Origin of the sequence: Thermodesulfobium sp. 4217-1 (genome assembly GCF_039822205.1) — a bacterium.
In the GTDB taxonomy this organism is placed as follows: Bacteria; Thermodesulfobiota; Thermodesulfobiia; order Thermodesulfobiales; family Thermodesulfobiaceae; genus Thermodesulfobium.
The window spans coordinates 24,127-44,343 of record NZ_JBAGBW010000002.1 but is presented as its reverse complement, the minus strand read 5'-3'; the positions used below and the strand labels follow the sequence as shown (position 1 = coordinate 44,343).

General features: G+C 36.8%; 18 protein-coding genes and 1 pseudogene. 9 read left to right on the top strand and 10 right to left on the bottom strand.

Annotation, left to right across the window (positions count from 1 at the left end):
- Positions 1 to 40 precede the first annotated feature (40 nt).
- Positions 41 to 1,882: an ATP-dependent helicase gene (locus V4762_RS01305; RefSeq protein ID WP_347313964.1), complete on the bottom strand. Its 1,842-nt coding sequence runs from the start codon at positions 1,880 to 1,882 to the stop codon at positions 41 to 43.
- A 190-nt stretch (positions 1,883 to 2,072) separates the two neighbouring features.
- On the opposite strand from V4762_RS01305, the gene V4762_RS01300 reads away from it, so the two are divergent.
- From V4762_RS01300 to aspS, 3 genes are all read left to right on the top strand, one after another.
- Positions 2,073 to 3,515: a bifunctional metallophosphatase/5'-nucleotidase gene (locus tag V4762_RS01300; protein WP_347313963.1), complete on the top strand. Its 1,443-nt coding sequence runs from the start codon at positions 2,073 to 2,075 to the stop codon at positions 3,513 to 3,515.
- A 191-nt stretch (positions 3,516 to 3,706) separates the two neighbouring features.
- Entirely contained in the window at positions 3,707 to 4,966 is a 1,260-nt protein-coding gene (hisS, locus tag V4762_RS01295) for a histidine--tRNA ligase (RefSeq protein ID WP_347313962.1), read from the top strand.
- Positions 4,956 to 6,728 (top strand): aspartate--tRNA ligase, encoded by a 1,773-nt coding sequence (gene aspS, locus V4762_RS01290; protein WP_347313961.1) that lies wholly within the window; start codon positions 4,956 to 4,958, stop codon positions 6,726 to 6,728. Before hisS ends, aspS begins: the two co-directional genes overlap by 11 nt.
- Here aspS and V4762_RS01285 read toward each other — a convergent pair whose 3' ends face one another.
- Together V4762_RS01285 and V4762_RS01275 are read right to left on the bottom strand one after the other, a co-directional pair.
- Positions 6,729 to 7,148, bottom strand: coding sequence for a hypothetical protein (locus tag V4762_RS01285; protein ID WP_347313960.1), 420 nt, complete (start codon positions 7,146 to 7,148; stop codon positions 6,729 to 6,731).
- An 89-nt stretch (positions 7,149 to 7,237) separates the two neighbouring features.
- A pseudogene (locus V4762_RS01275) lies at positions 7,238 to 8,929 on the bottom strand (DUF3373 family protein).
- A 371-nt stretch (positions 8,930 to 9,300) separates the two neighbouring features.
- On the opposite strand from V4762_RS01275, the gene V4762_RS01270 reads away from it, so the two are divergent.
- Entirely contained in the window at positions 9,301 to 10,212 is a 912-nt protein-coding gene (locus V4762_RS01270; RefSeq protein WP_347313957.1) for an alpha/beta fold hydrolase, read from the top strand.
- A gap of 143 nt (positions 10,213 to 10,355) precedes the next feature.
- On the opposite strand, the gene V4762_RS01265 is transcribed toward V4762_RS01270, so the two are convergent.
- From V4762_RS01265 to V4762_RS01235, 7 genes are all read right to left on the bottom strand, one after another.
- Entirely contained in the window at positions 10,356 to 11,375 is a 1,020-nt protein-coding gene (locus tag V4762_RS01265; protein ID WP_347313956.1) for a virulence RhuM family protein, read from the bottom strand.
- A gap of 281 nt (positions 11,376 to 11,656) precedes the next feature.
- On the bottom strand, positions 11,657 to 12,802 hold the full coding sequence (locus V4762_RS01260) for an RNA-guided endonuclease InsQ/TnpB family protein (RefSeq protein WP_347314075.1): 1,146 nt from the start codon (positions 12,800 to 12,802) through the stop codon (positions 11,657 to 11,659).
- Positions 12,803 to 13,050: 248 nt separating this feature from the next.
- Positions 13,051 to 13,647, bottom strand: a complete 597-nt coding sequence (locus V4762_RS01255) for a class I SAM-dependent DNA methyltransferase (protein ID WP_347313955.1) — start codon at positions 13,645 to 13,647, stop codon at positions 13,051 to 13,053.
- 14 nt (positions 13,648 to 13,661) lie between these two features.
- Entirely contained in the window at positions 13,662 to 14,408 is a 747-nt protein-coding gene (locus tag V4762_RS01250; RefSeq protein ID WP_347313954.1) for an ABC transporter ATP-binding protein, read from the bottom strand.
- Positions 14,408 to 15,457 (bottom strand): FecCD family ABC transporter permease, encoded by a 1,050-nt coding sequence (locus V4762_RS01245; RefSeq protein WP_347313953.1) that lies wholly within the window; start codon positions 15,455 to 15,457, stop codon positions 14,408 to 14,410. The genes V4762_RS01250 and V4762_RS01245 overlap by 1 nt, the downstream gene beginning before the upstream one ends.
- A gap of 4 nt (positions 15,458 to 15,461) precedes the next feature.
- Complete coding sequence (locus V4762_RS01240) at positions 15,462 to 16,427, bottom strand: iron ABC transporter substrate-binding protein (protein WP_347313952.1); 966 nt, start codon at positions 16,425 to 16,427, stop codon at positions 15,462 to 15,464.
- 122 nt (positions 16,428 to 16,549) lie between these two features.
- Positions 16,550 to 17,305, bottom strand: a complete 756-nt coding sequence (locus tag V4762_RS01235; RefSeq protein ID WP_347313951.1) for an ATP-binding protein — start codon at positions 17,303 to 17,305, stop codon at positions 16,550 to 16,552.
- A gap of 252 nt (positions 17,306 to 17,557) precedes the next feature.
- Here V4762_RS01235 and V4762_RS01230 point away from each other — a divergent pair, with 252 nt between their 5' ends.
- From V4762_RS01230 to tsaA, 5 genes are all read left to right on the top strand, one after another.
- Positions 17,558 to 17,998 carry an RpnC/YadD family protein gene (locus tag V4762_RS01230; protein WP_347313950.1) on the top strand — a complete coding sequence of 147 codons (441 nt, stop codon included), beginning with the start codon at positions 17,558 to 17,560 and terminating at the stop codon, positions 17,996 to 17,998.
- A 114-nt stretch (positions 17,999 to 18,112) separates the two neighbouring features.
- A complete protein-coding gene (locus V4762_RS01225; RefSeq protein WP_347313949.1) occupies positions 18,113 to 18,625 on the top strand; it encodes a MotA/TolQ/ExbB proton channel family protein in 513 nt (170 codons plus the stop codon).
- Complete coding sequence (locus tag V4762_RS01220) at positions 18,606 to 19,016, top strand: ExbD/TolR family protein (RefSeq protein WP_347313948.1); 411 nt, start codon at positions 18,606 to 18,608, stop codon at positions 19,014 to 19,016. Before V4762_RS01225 ends, V4762_RS01220 begins: the two co-directional genes overlap by 20 nt.
- Positions 19,013 to 19,681: an energy transducer TonB gene (locus tag V4762_RS01215; protein ID WP_347313947.1), complete on the top strand. Its 669-nt coding sequence runs from the start codon at positions 19,013 to 19,015 to the stop codon at positions 19,679 to 19,681. The genes V4762_RS01220 and V4762_RS01215 overlap by 4 nt, the downstream gene beginning before the upstream one ends.
- Positions 19,682 to 19,738: 57 nt before the next feature.
- Entirely contained in the window at positions 19,739 to 20,149 is a 411-nt protein-coding gene (gene tsaA, locus V4762_RS01210) for a tRNA (N6-threonylcarbamoyladenosine(37)-N6)-methyltransferase TrmO (protein WP_347313946.1), read from the top strand.
- The last annotated feature ends 68 nt before the right edge of the window (positions 20,150 to 20,217 follow it).

Genomic DNA, 20,217 nt, shown 5'->3' with positions numbered 1-20,217 from the left:
AGCTGCCGCCCAGGGAGCCAATAAAACTCCCTGGGGCCTTTTATCTTGCGATAGAAACTTCCAGATAGTTGTCCTGTTCTTTTAAAAAGGGCGAGATAGTATTCTTTGCAAAATAGCCCTTGTTTTTCTTTGAATGTCTTGGAAAAGTAAATATAAGTCTTTGCTTCGCTCGCGTAATTGCCACGTAAAACAGCCTTCTCTCTTCTTCTATTTCATCAGTTGATTGAGCCCTAAAGTGTGGATACACGCTCTCAATGACAGACAATAAAAATACCACATCGAATTCCAGCCCCTTTGCCGAATGCACAGTGCTCAATATCACGTCACTATTGCCAAATTCAGTCTTGTCAACAGGATCAAGGGTAAAGGCTTCAAGATACTCTACTAAATTGTCATAATTTGAGCTCATATCCATAAATTTAATCAGGTCTATCTCTCTATCCTCGTAATTTTCAGGATAAAGTCTGATCATTATATCTTTATAAAAATCAAATACCACTTCAAGGACATTATGCCAATCAGTAATTTCTGCAAGTTTATCGAAAAAAATATTCAAGTCGGCCAGATTTTTCTCTTTGGCCAATAAGTCCTTTAAATTACTCCCTGAAATCACAGCATCCTTAATCTTCTCTGCCTTTTTCTCACCAACGCCAGGAAACATTCTTAGTACTCTAATCAATGCAATTTCATCCTTTACGTTCATAAAAACTCTTAAGAATGACATAAAGTCTTTCGCATGGGCACTCTCGGTAAGCTTCTGCCCGCCATAAAATGAGTATCCTATACCCATCGAGTTAAGCTGGCTCTCAAGGTTTCTGCCAATATATGCAGCCCTGTATAGAGCGGCCACCCTTAAACCCTCTTCCTTATATTTTTGCATCTGCCTAGCCACATACCTTGCCTCTTCCCAATCATCGGCTACAATTATCAACTGTGGTTTAACGTTCTTTTTTAGTGCCACATTAGCAATCAATTCTTTTTTAATAGAGTTATAGGAAGACTGTATTACAGAATTTGCAATGTTTAAGATTGACTGCGTTGATCTATAGTTAGATGAAAGAATTATCTTTTCTGCGTCAAGCCTTCTTATAAAATTTGACATATTTTCATAATAAGCGCCCCTGAAAGAATATATGCTCTGAGCGTCATCGCCTACCGCGCTAACCCTTGATCCCAAATCATAAAAGTGATACAGCATCTCAGCTTGAATTTGGTTTGTATCCTGAAATTCATCCACCAAAACCTCGTCAAATGGGCTTTTGTCAAGGGTCTTGATTGCAAGCAACCCGTACATTAGAAGATCGTCAAAGTCCAGATAATTTCTCTCTTTTTTATTTAATTCATACATACTTATAATCTTTTTAATGTCCTCAAAATTTACATATTTATATCTCCTCTGAATATTTTCGATGAAATCTTGATTGTTGTTTCGCGAATAAGAATAAACTGACAAGATATCCTTTGGCTTAAATATAAGAGAATCAAGTGTTTCTTTGCTATATATTTTGGAGAATGTCTTTTTCATCAAATCCATAGCATCTGATTCATCAATAATTACGAAATCACTCGATAAATCCATCTTTGAAGCCCTTCTTCTGATTATATTTGAACAAAAAGAATGAAATGTGCCAGAGTAAAGTCTATTTTTTGTGTCCTCTTCTATCAATTCCCTAACTCTTGTGGTCATTTCCATTGCTGCCTTTTTGGTAAAAGTCAAAAGAAGATATCTCTCTTCTGGATTTTCTTTTAAAAGTCTGGCAGCCCTCGTTGTTAGCACCCTGGTCTTGCCCGTTCCAGCGCCAGCTACTATCAAAAGCGCCCTGTTATCTGAATAAACAGCCCTTTTTTGTTCCTCGTTTAAGTTTGAATCCAAAATACACACCTCTAAGCTCCTATTATTTGGAAACTTTATTATATATTAGAATCGAAATAGATGTTAACAAATAACTTCTAAAATTATAGCTAATACCTATTCAGCAAAAATATCATACTTCAAGTGAAATTCAGGCTTGCAAGCTTTTTTTATCTAAATAATTAATGTATAATGACAAAAACATATGGGGGTAAAATAAATGAAAACAATTTTAACGATTGTATTTATTTTGTGCTTAACACTGCCATTTACACAGGTTGTGAGTGCAAATGAAGATTCTGAGAGCGGCGACATCACCATACTCTTTATTGGAAGCTTTATCAATGATCTTTTCCCTTTTGAAAACAATAGTTTAAAAAACAATGATGCCAAATCAGCACTTTTAGCGAACATGATAGAGGTCGCCAGATCAGAAAATCCAAACAATACCATTCTAATATCCACTGGAGATATTTTTAATAGATCCTTTTTAACAAGATATTTTAGAGAAAAACCTGTTATTGAGTTTATGAATTATCTTAAATTTGACACAATGACTCTGGGATTTTCCGAAGTAATGTCAAATACATACGAGATCTCAAGCTATCTAAAACAGCTAAGCTTTCCTGTCATCTCTATAAACAACGAGCGATTGAAAAATATGCTTGGGTTATCAGCTTACACTTTCGTTGAAAGAGGTGGGCTAAAAATTGCAATAATAGGCATATCAAATCCAGAAAAAGTTGCTGAATTAATACCAGGCAACCTCATTCAACCATATATTGATGATGCCAGAAAAGATGGAGCAGATTTAGTAACCCTCTTGAGCTCTATACCTGTAAACTTGGAAGAAATTTCAGGCGCCGACATAGCTATTATGAATGGATACAAAGACTTCCCTGAGGGATATAAGGTTGTAAACAAAATCATTTCAGCAAAAAGCGGAGGTTTTTTAGGTGAATTGAAAATAAACGTAGAAAAAGAAGATAACGGCTTCAAAGTAGATAAGGTCTCAGATTACTCGAAATCTCTATCTCTGGAAGACAACCCTCAATACGATAAATACGTTTTAGATATGATCAAAAACTATCAATCTACGCTTGAAAAAGATATGTCAAAAACCATTGGCGAAACCTCAACAGATATCGTAAACGAAGGCAGGAAATACGGCGAATCAAACGCAGGAGATATGATTTGTGATGCGATGAAAGAATACTCCAATTCTCAAATTGCCCTATTTGATACCCGATCAATAGGCTCTTTTACCATTCCAAAGGGACAGATTACTCTTAGACAAATATACTATGACATTTTGCCCTTTAGCAGAGTCATAATTGTAAAAAATCTAACTGGCAAACAAATATTAGATATCATAGGACATTCAAAAAAGTTGCAAGTTTCTGGAATTAAAGTAATCTACAATTCAAAGAGCCCTGAAGACCAGAGAGTTGAAGGTGTATATATAGGAGATAAACCTATTGAAAAAGATTTTGTTTATAGAGTGGCAATTAACGATTTCATAGCTTATACAAATGATTTATATTCTGTAACGGATGAAGAAGATGGTATAGATGGAGAAAGCGCAAGAGAAGTTTTAGCAAGATATATTAGAAAACACTCACCCATTAGCCCAAGAATTGAAGGCAGAATAATTTTACTATAAGTTTATCAACTTTTGTTTTTTTCTATATTTTTTAGTTTAGGTTCATCGTGAAAAATTATGGGCTTTATTTCAATATGCTTCATCTTTTATTTTATATGAAAAATTTTTTAAATCTATATAGAAAATTTTGATATTATATTCTTATGTTAAAATAGAGTGTTAATTTTTCTTTATAGATTAAGGAGAGAATATTGAACTACAAAGCGCCCAAAGGAACCTTTGATATTTTCGGTAAAAAAGCCATAACTTACGAAAAAATAGAAAGCACTGGCAAAAAAATTATGGACCTCTATGGCTTCACGCAGATAAGGACTCCAATTTTCGAAGATGCAGGGCTTTTCACAAGAAGCCTTGGCGAGACATCAGATGTAGTGCAGAAAGAGATGTATATATTTAAGGATAAGGGAGACAGGCTTTTGGCTCTAAGACCAGAGGGCACAGCTCCCGTAATAAGGTCAATAATAGAAAACAACCTTGCCCAAAATAACTCAGTAAAACTTTTTTACACAGGTCAGATGTTCAGATATGAAAGGCCTCAGGCAGGCAGATTTAGGCAGTTTCACCAATTCGGAGCAGAGATTGTCGGCACGCAGGATCCTATTTCCGACTTTGAAATTATCGATTCTTCCACAAAGATATTAAAAGAGTTGGGCATAGAATATGAATTACACCTTAACTCTGTAGGCTGCAAAGATTGCAGGCCCATATACAGAGAAGTTTTAATTGCCTTCCTCAAAGACCACGTTAACGAACTATGTGAGAACTGCAAAAACCGAATGTACAAAAATCCATTGAGAGTTTTGGACTGCAAAGAAGAGCGGTGCAAGCTGGTTACGTCAAATGCCCCCAAGATCACAGATTATCTGTGCGAAGACTGCAAAACTCACTTTGAAAAACTGCAAAACTATCTTAAGAAATTTAAAGTTGAATACACTCTAAATCCTCGCCTTGTGAGAGGGCTTGATTATTATACAAAAACTGCATTTGAAGCTCTAAATTTCTCTCTTGGCTCACAAAACGCAGTGTTAGGCGGAGGAAGATATGATGGCCTTGCAGAAGAGCTCGGAGGTAAGAATCTGCCTGGAGTAGGATTTGCCTCAGGGATAGAGAGATTGGTTGCTATCTTAGAAAAGTCTAATAAAAATTTTGAAAAAGAACATAGGTTTATGATAATTCCCATAACAAGCGATGAATTTGAATACGCTTTAGATCTCTTGGTAGAATTAAGAAATTTTGTAAGCACTCTATTCCCATACGATTACAAAAACTTGAAATCAGCTATGAAGCTTGCAGCCAAATCAGATTGCTACTACGCTGTATTGATAGGTCCAGATGAAATAAAAGATAACCAAATAAGTATAAAAAATCTTGAAAACGGTAATCAGAAAAGCTTTCCTAAAGTTGAATTTTTAAATATTATAAATAATGAGAGGTGTAACTTTGGCTTATAGAACGCACACGCTAAAAGAGGTAGACAAATCCCTTGAAAATAAGACTATTACAATATGCGGCTGGGTAAACAAAAGGCGCGACCACGGAAATCTGATATTTCTTGACATTAGAGACAGATATTCTCTATTGCAAGTTGTGGTAGATCCAGAAAACAAAGACACCTTTAAGATAGCAGAAGAAATTAGATCTGAATACGTGCTGCAGATAACTGGAGATCTCAGAAGAAGGCCTGCAGGCACAGAGAACACAAAAATCTCAACTGGCGAATTTGAATTAGCCGCAAGCGATATAAAGATATTAAACAGATCGAAGGTGCCGCCATTTTCTATCTCAGACGAACAAAAAGATTATGACGAAAAATTAGGATTAAAGTATAGATACCTTGATCTCAGAAGATCTGAAAAAAAGGCACAGCTTATAAAAAGGCACATGATAACCAATATCATAAGAAATCACTTTGTAGAAAACGATTTTCTTGAGATAGAGACACCCTATCTTACTAAAAGCACCCCAGAGGGCGCCAGGGACTTTCTCGTGCCATCCAGGCTTCAGCCAGGCTCTTTCTATGCCCTTCCACAATCACCTCAGCTCTTCAAGCAAATTTTGATGGTAAGCGGATTTGATAGATATTTTCAGATAGTAAGGTGCTTTAGAGACGAAGACCTAAGAGCTGACAGGCAGCCAGAATTTACCCAGGTAGATGTCGAGATGTCTTTTATTGAGCCATCTGACATAATGGGCATCACAGAGGATCTATTTAGAAAATTAAACTCTAAATTCGGCATTGAATGTAACTATCCTATACAGACTATGAAATACGACGACGCTATGAATAGGTTTGGGACAGATAGGCCAGACCTCAGAAATCCCCTTGAAATATGCGATTTCACTGAAATTTTAAAAAATACGCAGCTAAAGATATTTAGAACTGTAATCGAGAAGGGCGGACACATCAAGGGCTTTATATTAAAAAATATTCAGTGCAGCCCCACAAGACCGATACTGGAAAAGATAAACAATATGGCAAAGGATTTTGGACTCCCAGGCATTGCATGGATACTATTCGATGGCTCTGAGATAAGATCCCCAATAGCAAAATTTTTATCTGAAGATGAAATAAACTCTTTCAAAAAAATATTTGATATCGGAGACAAAGATGCCATTCTTCTTGCTGCAGGTAAAGACGGCCTTTTACAATCTCTTGGTTTGCTAAGAATATTTCTTGGAAACGAGTTTAAGTTGATAAATGAGGACGAATTTAAATACTTGTGGGTTGTAGATTTTCCCTTGTTCGAATACGACGAAAAGGAAAAAAGGCTAAGTTCTGTTCATCACCCATTTACTGCCCCACATCCAGAAGACCTGGAAAAATTAGATACAGATCCACTTTCTGTTCGCTCCCTTGCCTATGACATCGTCCTAAACGGAAACGAATTAGGCGGAGGAAGCATTAGAATAAACAATACCCATTTGCAAAGCAAGATATTCAAACTCCTCGACATTTCGACAGAAGAAGCACAAATAAAATTTGGCTTTCTTCTGGAGGCACTAGAATATGGCGCCCCTCCGCACGGAGGCATTGCGCTCGGGCTCGACAGAATAACCATGCTCTTTACTGGTGCAAAATCTCTAAGAGATGTCATAGCCTTTCCGAAGACCCAGAGCGGGACCTGCCTTCTTACCGACGCACCCTCACAGGTGGACAGAAAACAGCTTGATGAATTGTCTATCTCTGTGAATATAAAGGAAGAGCAAGACTAATTATTTCTTGATATAGCCTTCGGCCATATCGATAGCCCTTCCCAGAAGAGAGACGTCTTCTGGATAATCGATTATCGTTGAGGGTGTTTTATCCTCTAATATCAGGGTGCTGTTATCAGAGAACGTTTTATATTCCAGCATCCTGGTAGGTAACAAGATATCGTTTATATCTGTAGAATATCTCTTCAGACTTTTAATAACGTCCTTATCAAAGTGTACCTCGCTTAGAACCCAGAATTTCATAGTGTGATCATTTTTGTCATATACCACGCTATCAGCATCCACATAATCTTTTCTAATCTCTCCCGATGATAGTGTCAGTGTCCCAACATATTGCCAACTGGTAGCAAGGGCAGAATCTGATTTCGGAAAAGAAAATATTATTGCAAGACCTATTATTAGAAGAAGTTTAGCTCTCATAAAATCTTCATCCCTCCTAAATTTGGCATATTATTATAATATAACACAAAAAAACCCCCCTGATTTCTCAGGGGGTTATAAGAAACTTTTTAGAATTTTACGTCCATTTGAATATAGTATCTTTGATCCTTATCCACTTGATCAGGATTAAATGTCCAATAAAGAGGAACAGATTCTCCCGAAAGCATATAGTTTGTATTATAAGGTTTCTTGCCCTTCCAGTAGTCGTAGTTAAAGGTTAAGGTTGCGTTATTTGCGACAGGGAGAGTGTAATAGACGTTGTAGTAATCCTTGTAATCAGTAGATACCATGGTGTTTAATATCATAGGATTGTACCATTTGTTGTTGCCAAACCAAAAGTCCCCTGTGAGTGCGCCTAAAGGAAGAGGAATGGTTGCCCCAACTCTAAATGCCCCACCATTTACATTGTGCGTACCAACATATTCATTAGAAAAGTCAATATCAAACATACCTGCCGAAGTGCCATTGTATCCTGCCCACATATCTACGCCATAAAGATTCCAATTTGCAATTAAAGTCCACTAACTGTAATTGGTATATCCCATATTAGTTGATTCATAAAAATTTGTTGGAAAATCTCCCTCCGGCACAGAAATGCCTATAAATGAGTAAGCCTCTAAAATTCCGCCTCTGTATATCGCATTTTTAATCGTTCCATAGTCAGCCTCCAGGTTGAATGCGTTAAAAGGCCTTGTTTTAAGATTAAAAATATATGCGTCTTTGTCATTTAGACCGTTTGACTGATCAGCTGTTGTCACGAGCCCACCATCAAAGAGCTTTACCCACGCAGCAGAAACTGAGGTTGATGGGAGCATATTGCTAAGATCAAATATTGCCATAGCACCTTCTGTCCCCGTGTCCATAAATAAATTGTTATAATATGCGCCTGTGTCCATAGTAGGGAGCCTACCGAGTACGAAGGTAACTGGATACGGGTTTAGCGTCCAGGTAATATAAGATCTCTCTACATAAAGAGTGTTGCTATCATCGTTGTAACCTGATGTAGAAGCAGTAAGAAAATTAGAGTAGTCTCCATTTGAGTTTACACCAGCATTTTTCTCCATAGTAAGCCTTGCATTAAAGCTTATGTTGTCAGCAACTGGTGCTGATACGTTTAATCTCACTCTATAACGCATAAATGTATTATTTTTTTGATCTTGTGGGGCACCTCCTGATGAAATTGTTTCATAAAGTTTACCTATGATACCCCCAAATGAACTGCCTGTTGTCGTAAAAGAAGTATCATTATTAGTTTCATACTGAACTCCTGGTTGGACAATATATGGTGAAGCTACAAGATAAAGGGATAGATTATTAGTACTGCCACCACCATCACCAGACAATTCAACACCAGATAGTCCATAAAATGTCTTCTTCTCGCTACCAAGTCGAAATCTTGCATCTCCTGTGAAGTTCACTGTGTCAAGAGCTGCTTTTTTCTCAAGCGCAGCAACCCTGACGTTTAGTGACGCCAGTTCTGACTTAAACTCTTCTGCCAACTTCATAAGAGTCGCAATGTCAGTTGCATTAAGCTCTATCTTTTGATCTTGTGCATTCTGACCCTTTTCGTAGGCATCGAGCATTCTTGCAACTACCATTGCCATCTCATAACGAGTGGCAAGCCTGTCGCCTCTAAAAGTTCCATCGCCATAACCAATGACCAATCCTTTTGCTGCTAAGTCTTGCACTGCTTTGTATGCCCAAGAATTAGCTGGTACGTCTGAGAATGGTCCTGCCATAGCGGGTAGCGTCATAAGCATGAAAATTGATATCGCTAAAAAAAAACAAGTTTTTTCAAATTAAGAGCCCCCTTCAAGGAAAAATTATTTGTCCCCTTCATATAAACCTTTATACAGATCTCACGCCTGCTTTATAGATATATGCCTCCTCTTTTTGTAGACTGCATCAATCTTTACAAAGGCTTATTTTAAATAAAAATTAAGTTAGATTTATATTAAATAAAATAAAATTTTTGTCAAATAACAATTTTGTTATATAAACTATTAATTATTTGTCACCGCTGAAATATAGTAGTAGTCTCACAATCACAGCCAATTTGATCGCACAATGTAAGAAGTGTTAGAATTTAATATCCTAAATTATTTAAATTTATACGACTCTGGAGGAAATTATGAAGCGATTAGCAGTTTCAATTTTTCTAATACTATTTATCTTGATGTCAAAAAGCGCCTATGCAAACCAAGAGTTTTACGATCTAATTAGTAACACATACACAAGATACACAAATACTGAGTCTTCGATGATAGCCTACAAAGTTTTAGGCGAAAAAAATAAAAAGACCATCGTAATGCTGGAGCCCTTTTCAAGCAGCATGAACAGTTGGGATGATTCATTGGTTATGAACCTGATACAAAATTTCAGACTCATTTTTATAGATTATCCGGGCATCGGACAGTCAAGATTTCTTTCAAACAATGAGCCAGATATAAGCGAATTGGCACAAGCCGTAAAAAATGTCTTAAAGAATGAGAAGATAAAGAGCGCAAATATTCTTGGATACTCGTTGGGGGGATTTGTAGCACAACAATTTGCAAGGATGTATCCCGATATGGTAGATTCCCTTATATTGATTAGCACCGATGCAGGAGGACCTAACGCTATAAAGCCTCAAGGCTATGTAGTAGATGCTCTTTTCAATCCATTGCCAGACTTAGAAAAGCAAGGCGAAAGGGTTATGAAGGTGCTTTTCCCAAAAGATGAAGTTGACAATTACAAAATTAAGATGGCGCTCATATATCAGAGATCTTCTCCAGACATTACCCCACGAGTTTTTAACTACGAGAAACAAATTGTATCTGCGTGGTATCTTAGCGATGCCAACCAAAAAGAGCTTAAGGGCAAAGATTTTAAAACTCTTATACTCTCATCCGATCAAGACCTGGTAGTCCCACCCGAAAACGCATCAATACTTCACAAGATTTTGCCAAATTCAAAATTAACGATATTCAAGGGCGCAGGTCACGCTCTTATCTATCAGATGCCTTCACAAGTAGCACTATCTATTAGAAAATTCCTTGAATAAATTCGGCCCTCAAATTTTTTAGAAGACTTACACTGATAGCTGCGCTAGATTTGATTGATATTTTCGGGAATAATCACATTGTTAAGTTATGACACCATCTTAGAAAAAAATCTGCCTAAAATTTTAGTGCCTAAAATGCCCCTTCATTTGCTATTATCTGTTTCACCCTTTAAATATTTTGCCATCTCTTTGTCGAATTGCGAAATGTAGCCCCTATCTTGCTGAACTCGGAATTGATCGTAAATATATTCAGCCTTTTTTACAGCATCTTCATGAGAAATAGCGCCTTTGCCTTCAAGGACTTTTCGGCGATTATTCAGAAGAAAATTATCAGTTTCGCGCAGCCAGTCCGCCATACTCATTGGAACTCCATCCTCTGCCATTAATTCAGCATAATCTATGAACATAGTCACAATACGGTTTAATTGTGAAAGTTCCTTTTCGTTGAGATAATTTTTTGCCACACTCACATCCCGCTTTAAGATTTTGCCATCAGGAGCAGACTTCCAGTTTGTCAGTCCCATAGTAGGATGTTCAAGACTAACTCGCTCGGCTATCAGCTCGGCAGCAGTCTTTCCAGTTATGGCATAATGGAGTTTTTTCTGCACAAAAGCATAAAACTCTCTTGTTAAGTTGCTATTCTTGTCATAATCATAACTGCATTGCTCAAATACATCTGCAATTTTCTGATAAGCTCTTCTCTCGCTGGCGCGAATCTCGCGAATGCGTTCCAGCAACTCATCAAAATAGTCCTTGCCAAATGGCTTGCCATTTTTCAGTAATTCATCATTTAAAACGAAACCCTTTTGAATATATTCGTGCAGAGTTTTGGTTGCCCATTGGCGGAAACGTGTCGCTTTTTTTGAATTAACGCGATATCCAACCGCGATAATCGCATCAAGATTATAAAAGTCCACCAATCTGGAAACCTCGCGGTCACCTTCAATTTGAACTATTTCCTTTTTGGAAACAGTTGCTTCACGAGTCAATTCTTCCTCATCGTAGATGTTTTTCAAGTGTTTTGCTATCGCTGGCACCTGCACGTCAAACAGCTCCGCAATGGCCTTTTGCGTCATCCAAAAGTTTTCGTCTTCAAAGCGCACCGAAACGGTCACATTACCGCTATCTGTAGTGTACAAAATGATTTTATCTTCTTGTTTCATCAGATCACCCTCACACCGGTATACAAGCTGAATTTCCCATGACTTGAAATGTCAATAATATTAGTAGAATTTGGTTCTATTACCAACTTCGAGCTTTCTTTCTCATATTCTGTCAATAAAGATCTTTAATAACTTTTTGCACATTATTCTATTATTCCCATCCATTATTTGAATTTAACCTTATTATACAAAAATATGCTTGTATTCTGAAATAATTTGATGCAATATCGCATCAAATGTAAATACCTGCAAAAATTGACCATATGTCAACTGCCCCACGACTAAAGTCGGGGGCTTGTAGCTCCTACAGGCACCTGTAAATGTTCGTGTTGCGGTTCCTGCAAGGCTACTATAGGCTGGTTGACGGTCAGCCCGATCTGTTTGCATATAGCATCCAGATTAGGTTGCAGATAATTCTGCTTTATGTTTCTGGCAGCATTTAAATCAGCATTCAAAGAGAATCCACATTCTTGACATTTAAAATTAGCTTGAGAGGAGCGATTAGAACAAGAAGTGTAACCACAGACGGAGCATTTTTGAGAAGTATAATGGCTATCAACATAATCAACTTTGATCCCTTTAGCCGCAGCCTTATAAATAATAAATTGTTCAAGTTGATAGAAGCTCCAATTATGCACATCTCTACGTTGTTTCTTTCTCAATCGAACATTCTGTCTAATCAATTTCAGATCTTCAAGCACAATAGTAGTTCCTGGTTCAAGGGATTGGACGATTTGTTTGCTGACTATATGATTAACATCGGTTCTGAAACGGTTCTCCTTTTCAGATATTCTGCAAAGGTGTCTTTTCGCCGATGGTGTGCCACAAGATTGAAGCTTTCTTCTAATCTCAAAATAACGATGAGAAATTGCTTTGACATGCTTACCACTAAAGAATTGGTTGTTAGAAGTAACAGCAAGTTTGTTAATGCCTCTATCAATCCCAACAACTATATTATTTGGTTCAAAATCATCAATTTCTTTTTCAAAAACAATATACAAAAACACTTTGTTTTTCCTCAACATCAAATCAGCAGAGGTTCTCTTCCAACCAATATATTGTTTAAAATAATCAGGAATAGAAATTTGAAGTTTTTTTCTACCATTAACAGTGAGCAAAGAGAGTTCGTTTCTATCAAACCACACATTATAACTTCGGGCATCGTATCTAATAGAACAAAGTTTACTTTGAGGACAATTCGTTTTCTGCTTTTTCTTCAATCGTTTTTTAATAGAGTTAAGCGTTTCTGCAGATTTTGCTCTGGCAGAACAAACAAGTTGAGCAGGCAAATGCTTCCTCATAGCCTCATAAGTTTTATAATGCAAAGAAACACTGTTAAAGTCTCTGTCTTGGTATCCGATTTGACAAACATAGTTGTAAGCACTGGTATATGCTTCAAACGTAGGTTTGATTTCTTCGGACAACATATTCAATTTGACTTTAACTGTTCTATGTAGTATCACATTTGTGTATTAGCATAATGTGTATAAATTGTCAAGAGGCAAAATTTTTATTGAAGAATTAAAATTTAAAATAGAAAGGATGTGGGTATCGCATTCCTCCCCATAGCTAAAGATAGGGGTCTCCTGCGACAAATTTTATGAATGTGTAGTTTTTTTAAATATCAATAATTTCACACTCTTACCCACCAAGCCATCAGAAGTAGCATTAGCTATTAGAAAATTCTTTGAGTAAACTGTTGTAAGTGCAGAATATAGCCTTCTTCATCGTCCTTTGTGTGTAGTATTGAAAAACCTTGGTTCTTTGCTGTCTCCTGGACTATCTCTACTGGCAAAAGAACATGGTCTCTTACCTCTTCTTTTCTTGAATGAACGCTATTTATGTGCTCTCTTGAAGAGTTGTGCAGTATCAAGATTTCACCTCTTTTGTCCAATAGCTTTGAAGATTTTGTAAACACGTCCTCCATCTCCCCCAAATGCGGCAAAACATTTATCATAAGAATAAGGTCAAAAATGCCCTCTACATCGAAGAAATTCTTTATATTAACCGTAAACCTTGCATCCTGTATTCTCTCAATAGCCCTTCCAACCATCTTTGCAGAAACGTCAATTGCAAACAACTGAGCGTCAGGCTTTAGCCTTTTTAGAATAAAATCAGTTTCTATTCCAGTAGCGCATCCAACTTCTAACACCCTTGTAAACGAATTCCAATTAACAAGTTCAAGCCCCCTCTCCAGGACGTTTATATCTCCTCTTGAAAATATATCGTCCCATTCCTCAGATAATCTATCAAAAAAGGCTACGCTGTTCATCCTGCCTCCCGAATTTAAAATATTAAAAATGGCCTGCCATCTATATTTTTAACCTTTACCTGAACCCCAAAGGTCTCACTAAAGTTTTCTTCAGTTATAATTTCTAACCCCCCTGAGGAAAATATCTTTCCATCTTTCATCAAAATAAATTTGTCTATAAATCTAAGCGCAAGATTTATGTCGTGTATAGCCATGAGACTTGATATTTTCTTTTCCTGCACAATTTGCTTGATAATGTTCATCACTTCAATCTGACTCTTTATGTCCAGATTATTTGTAGGCTCATCCAAAAGAATAAGCGATGGCTCTTGAACCAATGCCCTTGCAACTATCACCTTTTGAAGCTCTCCGCCGCTTAATTCGTCCACAAATCTCATCGAAATTTCTCGGAGAGAAAGCATTTCTATAACCCCTTTTGTAATTTCAAGATCTCTATTTGATATCCCCCATGTAACGTATGGACTTCTCCCCAATAGCACTGCATCAAAAACCGTAAGCCTGGTAGCTTGATTTCGCTGAGAAACGTAAGAAACCTTTTTTGCAATTTCAGAACCTAATTTTTCTACATCTTGTCCCTCGATCAATATTGTTCCAAATTTTGGTTTAAGAATTCTATTTATACACTTTATCAAAGTAGACTTACCCACTCCGTTATTGCCAAGAATTGCTATAAGATCGCCCTTTTCTATGTGAAAACTTACGTCTTTTAATACGTCAACGCTATTATACGAAAACCTTACGTCCTTAGCCTGAATGAACATTACTTGATCTTTCCTTTTAAATATAAGATATAAATAAAAAAGGGCGCTCCCAAAAACGATGTTATTGCCCCAATGGGCAAGAGTACAGGCGACAAAATTGTTCTGCTGACAATATCAGCTATTATTAGCAAAATTACCCCCGACAAGGCACTGGCTGGCAAAATAAATCTGTGATCAAAGTCTATCATTCTCTTCATTGCCTGAGGTGCTACCAATCCGACAAAACCTATTATTCCCAGGAAAGAAACTATCACTGCAGTTATAAGAGAAGACACTATCATTGAAACAAATCTTATTCTATCAACATTAATGCCCAAACCCTTAGCGCTCTCATCGCCTATTTGCATAGCATTATAGTTTAGACTGTTAAGTAAAAAATATACTAAAGAAAAAGCTACCACAATAGCCATCATCAAAATCTCGTTCCAATAGGCGCGACCCACATCTCCAAATGTCCAAAACACCATGCTGGTCACTGCAACTTCATTTGAAAAATACTGAAGCATTATGATCATGGCAGAAAAGAGTGCCCCAAGAGCAACTCCCGAAAGAACTATAGACTCAGGGCTAAAACCTTTAAACCTTGCAAGGAATATTATTGTAAAGGTAGATATGAGAGACCCTACAAATGCACAAGCAGTAACGAAATAGGGGTTACTAATAATAATATTCGTCCCAAGAGAGCCCTGCCCCAATAGTACTATCCCTACACAAGCGCCAAACGCTGCCCCCTGAGAAACGCCCAGTGTAAAAGGCGATGCAAGCGGATTTCTCAAAACGTTTTGCATCACACAGCCTGCTATTGCAAGGCCAAATCCCGCCACAAAAGATGAAGCTATTCTTGGAAAGCGCACATTAAACAAGACTGTGCCCTCTCTCGAATTTGGGTTGAAAAATGAATTAATAATATCTGAAAAACTTAGGTTAAATGTGCCAATTTTTGTAGAAAATATTATAAAAAGCAAAGACATAAGAAAAAGCAATATTAAAACAAAGATCTTTTTCTTATAATAGCTTCTATAACTCTTTAAGATGTCTTTTTTATCCATAAATCTAAAAAACTACTCTTATAAACCCTGGATAATTTTTCACAATATCATTAAACATCGGTTTGCCCAAAAATTCTTTAAATATCTCATCTGCTTTTACATTGATATTTATGTCAGAAAATCTCTCAGGATAGATAACCTTTCCAGCAAAGTAAGTGTCTATCAGAGCTATCTCTATATTTGTAGTATAGTAGTTGAAAGGCAGCTGCCCATAAACTTTGTTGTTCTTGAATGCCTTTAATTCATCGTAAAAAGCCCTGTTCTTTTTATAGTCTTCTTTTACCAGGGATAATCCCCCTTCATCAAGAAATATAATGTCAGGATTTAACTTTATCAGATATTCCTTGTCCAGCATCAGACTGCCCGCACTCTTTATTTCATCTGCAACATTTTTCGCGTTAATCAGAGTAAAAGGGAGATACCCTGCCTGAGTGCTCTCAATCCCGTGAACGCCAGCCATACCAAGTGCTCCCACATAAACGCTCGGTTTTTCATCAGATGAAATATTCTTCGTTCTACTTCTTAGGTCTTCTTCTATGCCTTTTATATATGAGATTAGCTGATCTGCCCTATCAGAGCTTCCTGAAACCTCACCTATAACTCTTAAAGAATTAAATATGTCGTTCATATCAAAGCTGGCAAATTGACCATAGCTAAGCAATATTACAGGTATGTTTGTCTTTGACTGAATTGCATCAGCCTGATCCTTCGTTAGATATGCAGCGAATATGACATCTGGCTTTAGTGATATGATGCTTTCAAGATTGGGACTTGGGCGAGGACCGCCCTGACCTATCCCTGGCAAATCCTTTAACTGTGGATATGCAAGAATATATGGCCTTGAGACAGCATCCCATTCCCTTTCAGAATCCTCTACCCCTACTACCGAGCCTGCAAGCCCCATATAAGAGATAAGCCTGAGAGTACCAGGTCCTATTGCTACAATTCTTTTTACTGGCCTCTCTTTCAAGACGACCTTCCTTCCAAGCACATCGGTTACAGTTAAATTATAATTATCTTTCTGAGCTAAATTATCACAACCCGAAAGAAAGAATAATGTAGTTATTAGAAAAAGTATCTTTAGAAATTTCATTACAAGATTGAATTTATAAGATTTGAGTCTTCAATAGTAAGCTTTTCGCCTTTGAGATTCGCCTTTGAAATCTCGCTCTTAAGGGGCAAGAATCCATCAACTTTTATTTTCTTTTCAGTAAGTAGCTTCTCAAGTTCTAATTTGCTCTCCTCACTAACCTTGTTCAATATTACTTTATATGGCTTGGCATGCCTTCCCTCTGAAATTAATCCTATAGTTTTCTCACAAAGAGAAACCGACTCAAATGATGGCTCTATCACAAACCAGACTAAGTCTATAGCCTCGTGCACACCTCTGCCAAAGTGCTCTATTCCAGCTTCAGTATCCACCAAGACATATTGATCGTCTTTAGCTTCTAATTTCTTCAAAAATTCTCTCGTTACTGCGCCCATTGGACATGCACAGCCCTCCATGCCATGTTCAATCTTGCCAGTTCGGATAAAACCTATATTGTCTTTCCATGAAGAAAAATTTTTCAGGTCTTCAAAGGTGAGATCAGTTGTAAACATAGGGGTCTTTTCTTTACCCTCTGATTTTAGAAAAGATAAAAGAGTCTTTTTTACCTCAGCCTTACCGCCCAGATATCCCATCAAGGTCTTTTCAGAATCTAAACCAAGCATATTAGCAAGACAAAGATTTGATTCATCGGCATCCAGGACAAAAACCTCGCCCTTTTTTGAAAGGGTATTCGCAGCTATTGTCGTAAGAGTGCTCTTACCACATCCGCCTCTTCCGCAAACTAAAATTTTTGGCATATTAAACCTCCATAAAATAAAATAAGCCACTCAGGCTAACGCAATATAATGCGCTTAAGTAACCTTCATGGCTTTTTGTAAAAGAGTTCAACTCTTTAATTTTTTTCATTATACATTAAATTTTTAATTTTGATAATACAGTTCTTTGACACTTGCCAAATATCAAGACATTGAAAAGTCCTACAAATAAGGCATTTATATTATTAAAAAGTCAAATCTAAACCTATTATTATTGCGTAGTCTTATCAACGTATGATAAAAATACTTTATAGAAAAGCAAAATATAAATCCACTACAAAATTTCACCAAATTATGGTATATTGCTTTAAACTAATCAATAATGAAGATATTTTAATTGTAATAAACTACGTTTCCATAAATTATGGTCCAGAAAGAACACAAGATTTGATATCAGAGATAGGAGGCGAAGAAGAGTTGATAACCTTAACTAAGAAGTGGAAGATGGAAGGCGAAAGAGAAGGTGAATTAAGAGGCAAAAGAGAAGGTAAGATGGAAGGCATGCTGCTTGAAGCTCAGGATATGGTGTTAAACGCCATTGAGGCAAAATTTGATGCTATTTCGCCTGAAATAGAGAGCAAAGTTAAAAGCATTTCAGATAGAGAGAGACTAAATTTAATTCATAAAGCAATATTCAAAATTAGCAGTATAAAAGAACTTGAAGGTTTATTGTAGAACGTAGTAGAACTCTCTTATGACCTGCAAAAAAAATATTTAGAAAGTTAATTTTTATTTGACTTTTATATCGAATTTGCTAAAATTATAAAATTAAAGTTTTAGGACAAAGCCATGAAGGCTTGTGCAAAAATTGCACATGTTTTTATGGCTTATTTTTTTAGGAGGGATAAATTGGCAAAGTTAATATTAAATCTTGCAATAGTAGGTGGGGATCCTGTTTTGGTGCTCTTAATAGTGCTTAGCGTAATATCGGTTGCATTTATTGTCGAGAAAGTATTTTTTATGCGAAAAATTGAGAAAGAGCTCTTTAGTTATGCTCCATCTGATCTCAGATCGACTCTTAACAAAAGACTTGGTTTTTTTGCAACTGTGGGCAGCAATGCGCCATTTATCGGTCTATTTGGCACAGTGCTTGGAATTATGAAGGCTTTTCACGATCTTGCCATTTCACAAGATTTCGGAGTAAGAGTGGTGATGAATGGCATTGCAGAAGCGCTTAGCTCTACCGCACTTGGACTATTCGTTGCTGTGCCCTGTGTAATTGCATACAACTATTTTGTCAGAAAGGCAAGAGATTTAAACTATATTTATGAGGAACATACTGATGCACAATCCAAACCATGACGACGAAATAGCAGAAATAAACATTGTCCCATTAGTAGACGTCGTTTTGGTCATACTTATAATATTCTTAGTTACCGCTACCCTGATAGCCCAGGGTGCCATCCCGATTGATTTGCCGCATGCCAAAACTGCCGTTGTAAAAGAAAACCTAAAAGATATTGCGCTTTCCATAAAAAGCGATGGCACGATGTTTATCAATGAAGGCAAAACTGACCCAAAACTTATCACTGAAACCCTAAGAACTCTCAAAGCAAACAACCCAAATATAATTATAAAAATATGTGCAGACAAGAATACCCGATTTGATTTCGTTGTAAAAGCTATTGATGCCTGTAGGGCCGCTGGGATAGAAAGATACAACATAGAAACTCTCAAGGATGAAAGGATTTGAATAGAAGGTTCTCTCTTAGCTTTATATTTTCCATAATATTTCACTCACTACTCTTTGGCACTGTTTTTCTATTGGGAGCTACTAATATTATAAAGAATGAGCCAATATTTATTATGAGTCTAAATTCTCTTCAAGAAAGTCAAAAGGATACGGCTAAAAAAGTCAATAAAAGCGATAAAGCCAAAACATCGGAAAAAAATATCACAGAAGAAAGTCTCGAAAAAATTCCAGCGATAGTGCAAACGGTAAACGCAACAAACTTATCCTATATTCAAACCAGGCCTGTGAATACTTCAAATCCAGTTAGCTCAAATGGTTCTTTGAGCAACAATAACTTGGGAAGCGCCAATCAAAGAATTTCCAGTGATAGCATATATTCCAAATCTTTCGGATCATCAGATGGCCCAAAGTTCATAAAAAGGATAATTCCTGAATATCCCCTTCGAGAAAAAAGACTGGGGATTGAAGGAAAAGTAGTATTAGAGCTATTAATCGACGAAGGTGGCCACCTTATAAGCGTTAAGGTGTTAGAGAGCACAAATGATGATTTTGCACAGGCTGCCCTAAGAGCAGTAAGGGAGTCCACCTTTAGAGCAGCCACAGAAAATGGAGCTTTTGTAAGGTCCAGGGCAATACTGCCCATTAGATTTTTGTTAGAAGATTAATTTTTGTTTTACAAAAGAGGAGTATAATTCCAAAATATATAAGAAAAGGAGAAAATTATGGAAAATAAAATTGAATGTAACTTTATGCCAATTGGTTATGTAAAAAATGACTCTGCCAGCGTTCCCAGGCATTGGAGCGTCTCTGATGTTGAAGGGGAGCTGGTTATCTCTCCTGAGTACCAAGATGGAATAAGAGATATAAAGCCAAAAGATAAGATATGTGTAATTTTTTGTTTTCACAAATCGCCACCATTCCCTCACGAAAAGCTTATTCAAAAGCCTTTTCATATGAATACAGAAAAAGGAGTGTTCAGTATATGTTCGCCATATAGGCCAAACCCAATAGGATTTTCTGTCCTTGAAGTATTGGAGAAATCAGAAAATATAATAAAGGTTAGAAGACTCGATATGTTGGATGGGACGCCCATTCTGGACATAAAACCTTACGTAGAGTATAAAGAGCTTTAAAAAATGATTTAAATATCTTACCCCCAACCCTTGCTTGGAGCCACATTTTATAAAATGATGTTGCAATA

Bases quoted from the DNA above. Each gene is read 5' to 3' on its own strand.
- V4762_RS01230 (WP_347313950.1), top strand. From the start codon at position 17,558: ATGATAAAAATACTTTATAGAAAAGCAAAATATAAATCCACTACAAAA.
- tsaA (WP_347313946.1), top strand. From the start codon at position 19,739: ATGGAAAATAAAATTGAATGTAACTTTATGCCAATTGGTTATGTAAAA.
- V4762_RS01245 (WP_347313953.1), bottom strand. From the start codon at position 15,457: ATGGATAAAAAAGACATCTTAAAGAGTTATAGAAGCTATTATAAGAAA.
- V4762_RS01225 (WP_347313949.1), top strand. From the start codon at position 18,113: ATGAAGGCTTGTGCAAAAATTGCACATGTTTTTATGGCTTATTTTTTT.
- V4762_RS01235 (WP_347313951.1), bottom strand. From the start codon at position 17,305: ATGCCAAAAATTTTAGTTTGCGGAAGAGGCGGATGTGGTAAGAGCACT.
- V4762_RS01255 (WP_347313955.1), bottom strand. From the start codon at position 13,647: ATGAACAGCGTAGCCTTTTTTGATAGATTATCTGAGGAATGGGACGAT.
- V4762_RS01250 (WP_347313954.1), bottom strand. From the start codon at position 14,408: ATGTTCATTCAGGCTAAGGACGTAAGGTTTTCGTATAATAGCGTTGAC.
- V4762_RS01270 (WP_347313957.1), top strand. From the start codon at position 9,301: ATGAAGCGATTAGCAGTTTCAATTTTTCTAATACTATTTATCTTGATG.
- V4762_RS01285 (WP_347313960.1), bottom strand. From the start codon at position 7,148: ATGAGAGCTAAACTTCTTCTAATAATAGGTCTTGCAATAATATTTTCT.
- V4762_RS01300 (WP_347313963.1), top strand. From the start codon at position 2,073: ATGAAAACAATTTTAACGATTGTATTTATTTTGTGCTTAACACTGCCA.
- V4762_RS01220 (WP_347313948.1), top strand. From the start codon at position 18,606: ATGCACAATCCAAACCATGACGACGAAATAGCAGAAATAAACATTGTC.
- V4762_RS01265 (WP_347313956.1), bottom strand. From the start codon at position 11,375: ATGAAACAAGAAGATAAAATCATTTTGTACACTACAGATAGCGGTAAT.
- V4762_RS01260 (WP_347314075.1), bottom strand. From the start codon at position 12,802: ATGTTGTCCGAAGAAATCAAACCTACGTTTGAAGCATATACCAGTGCT.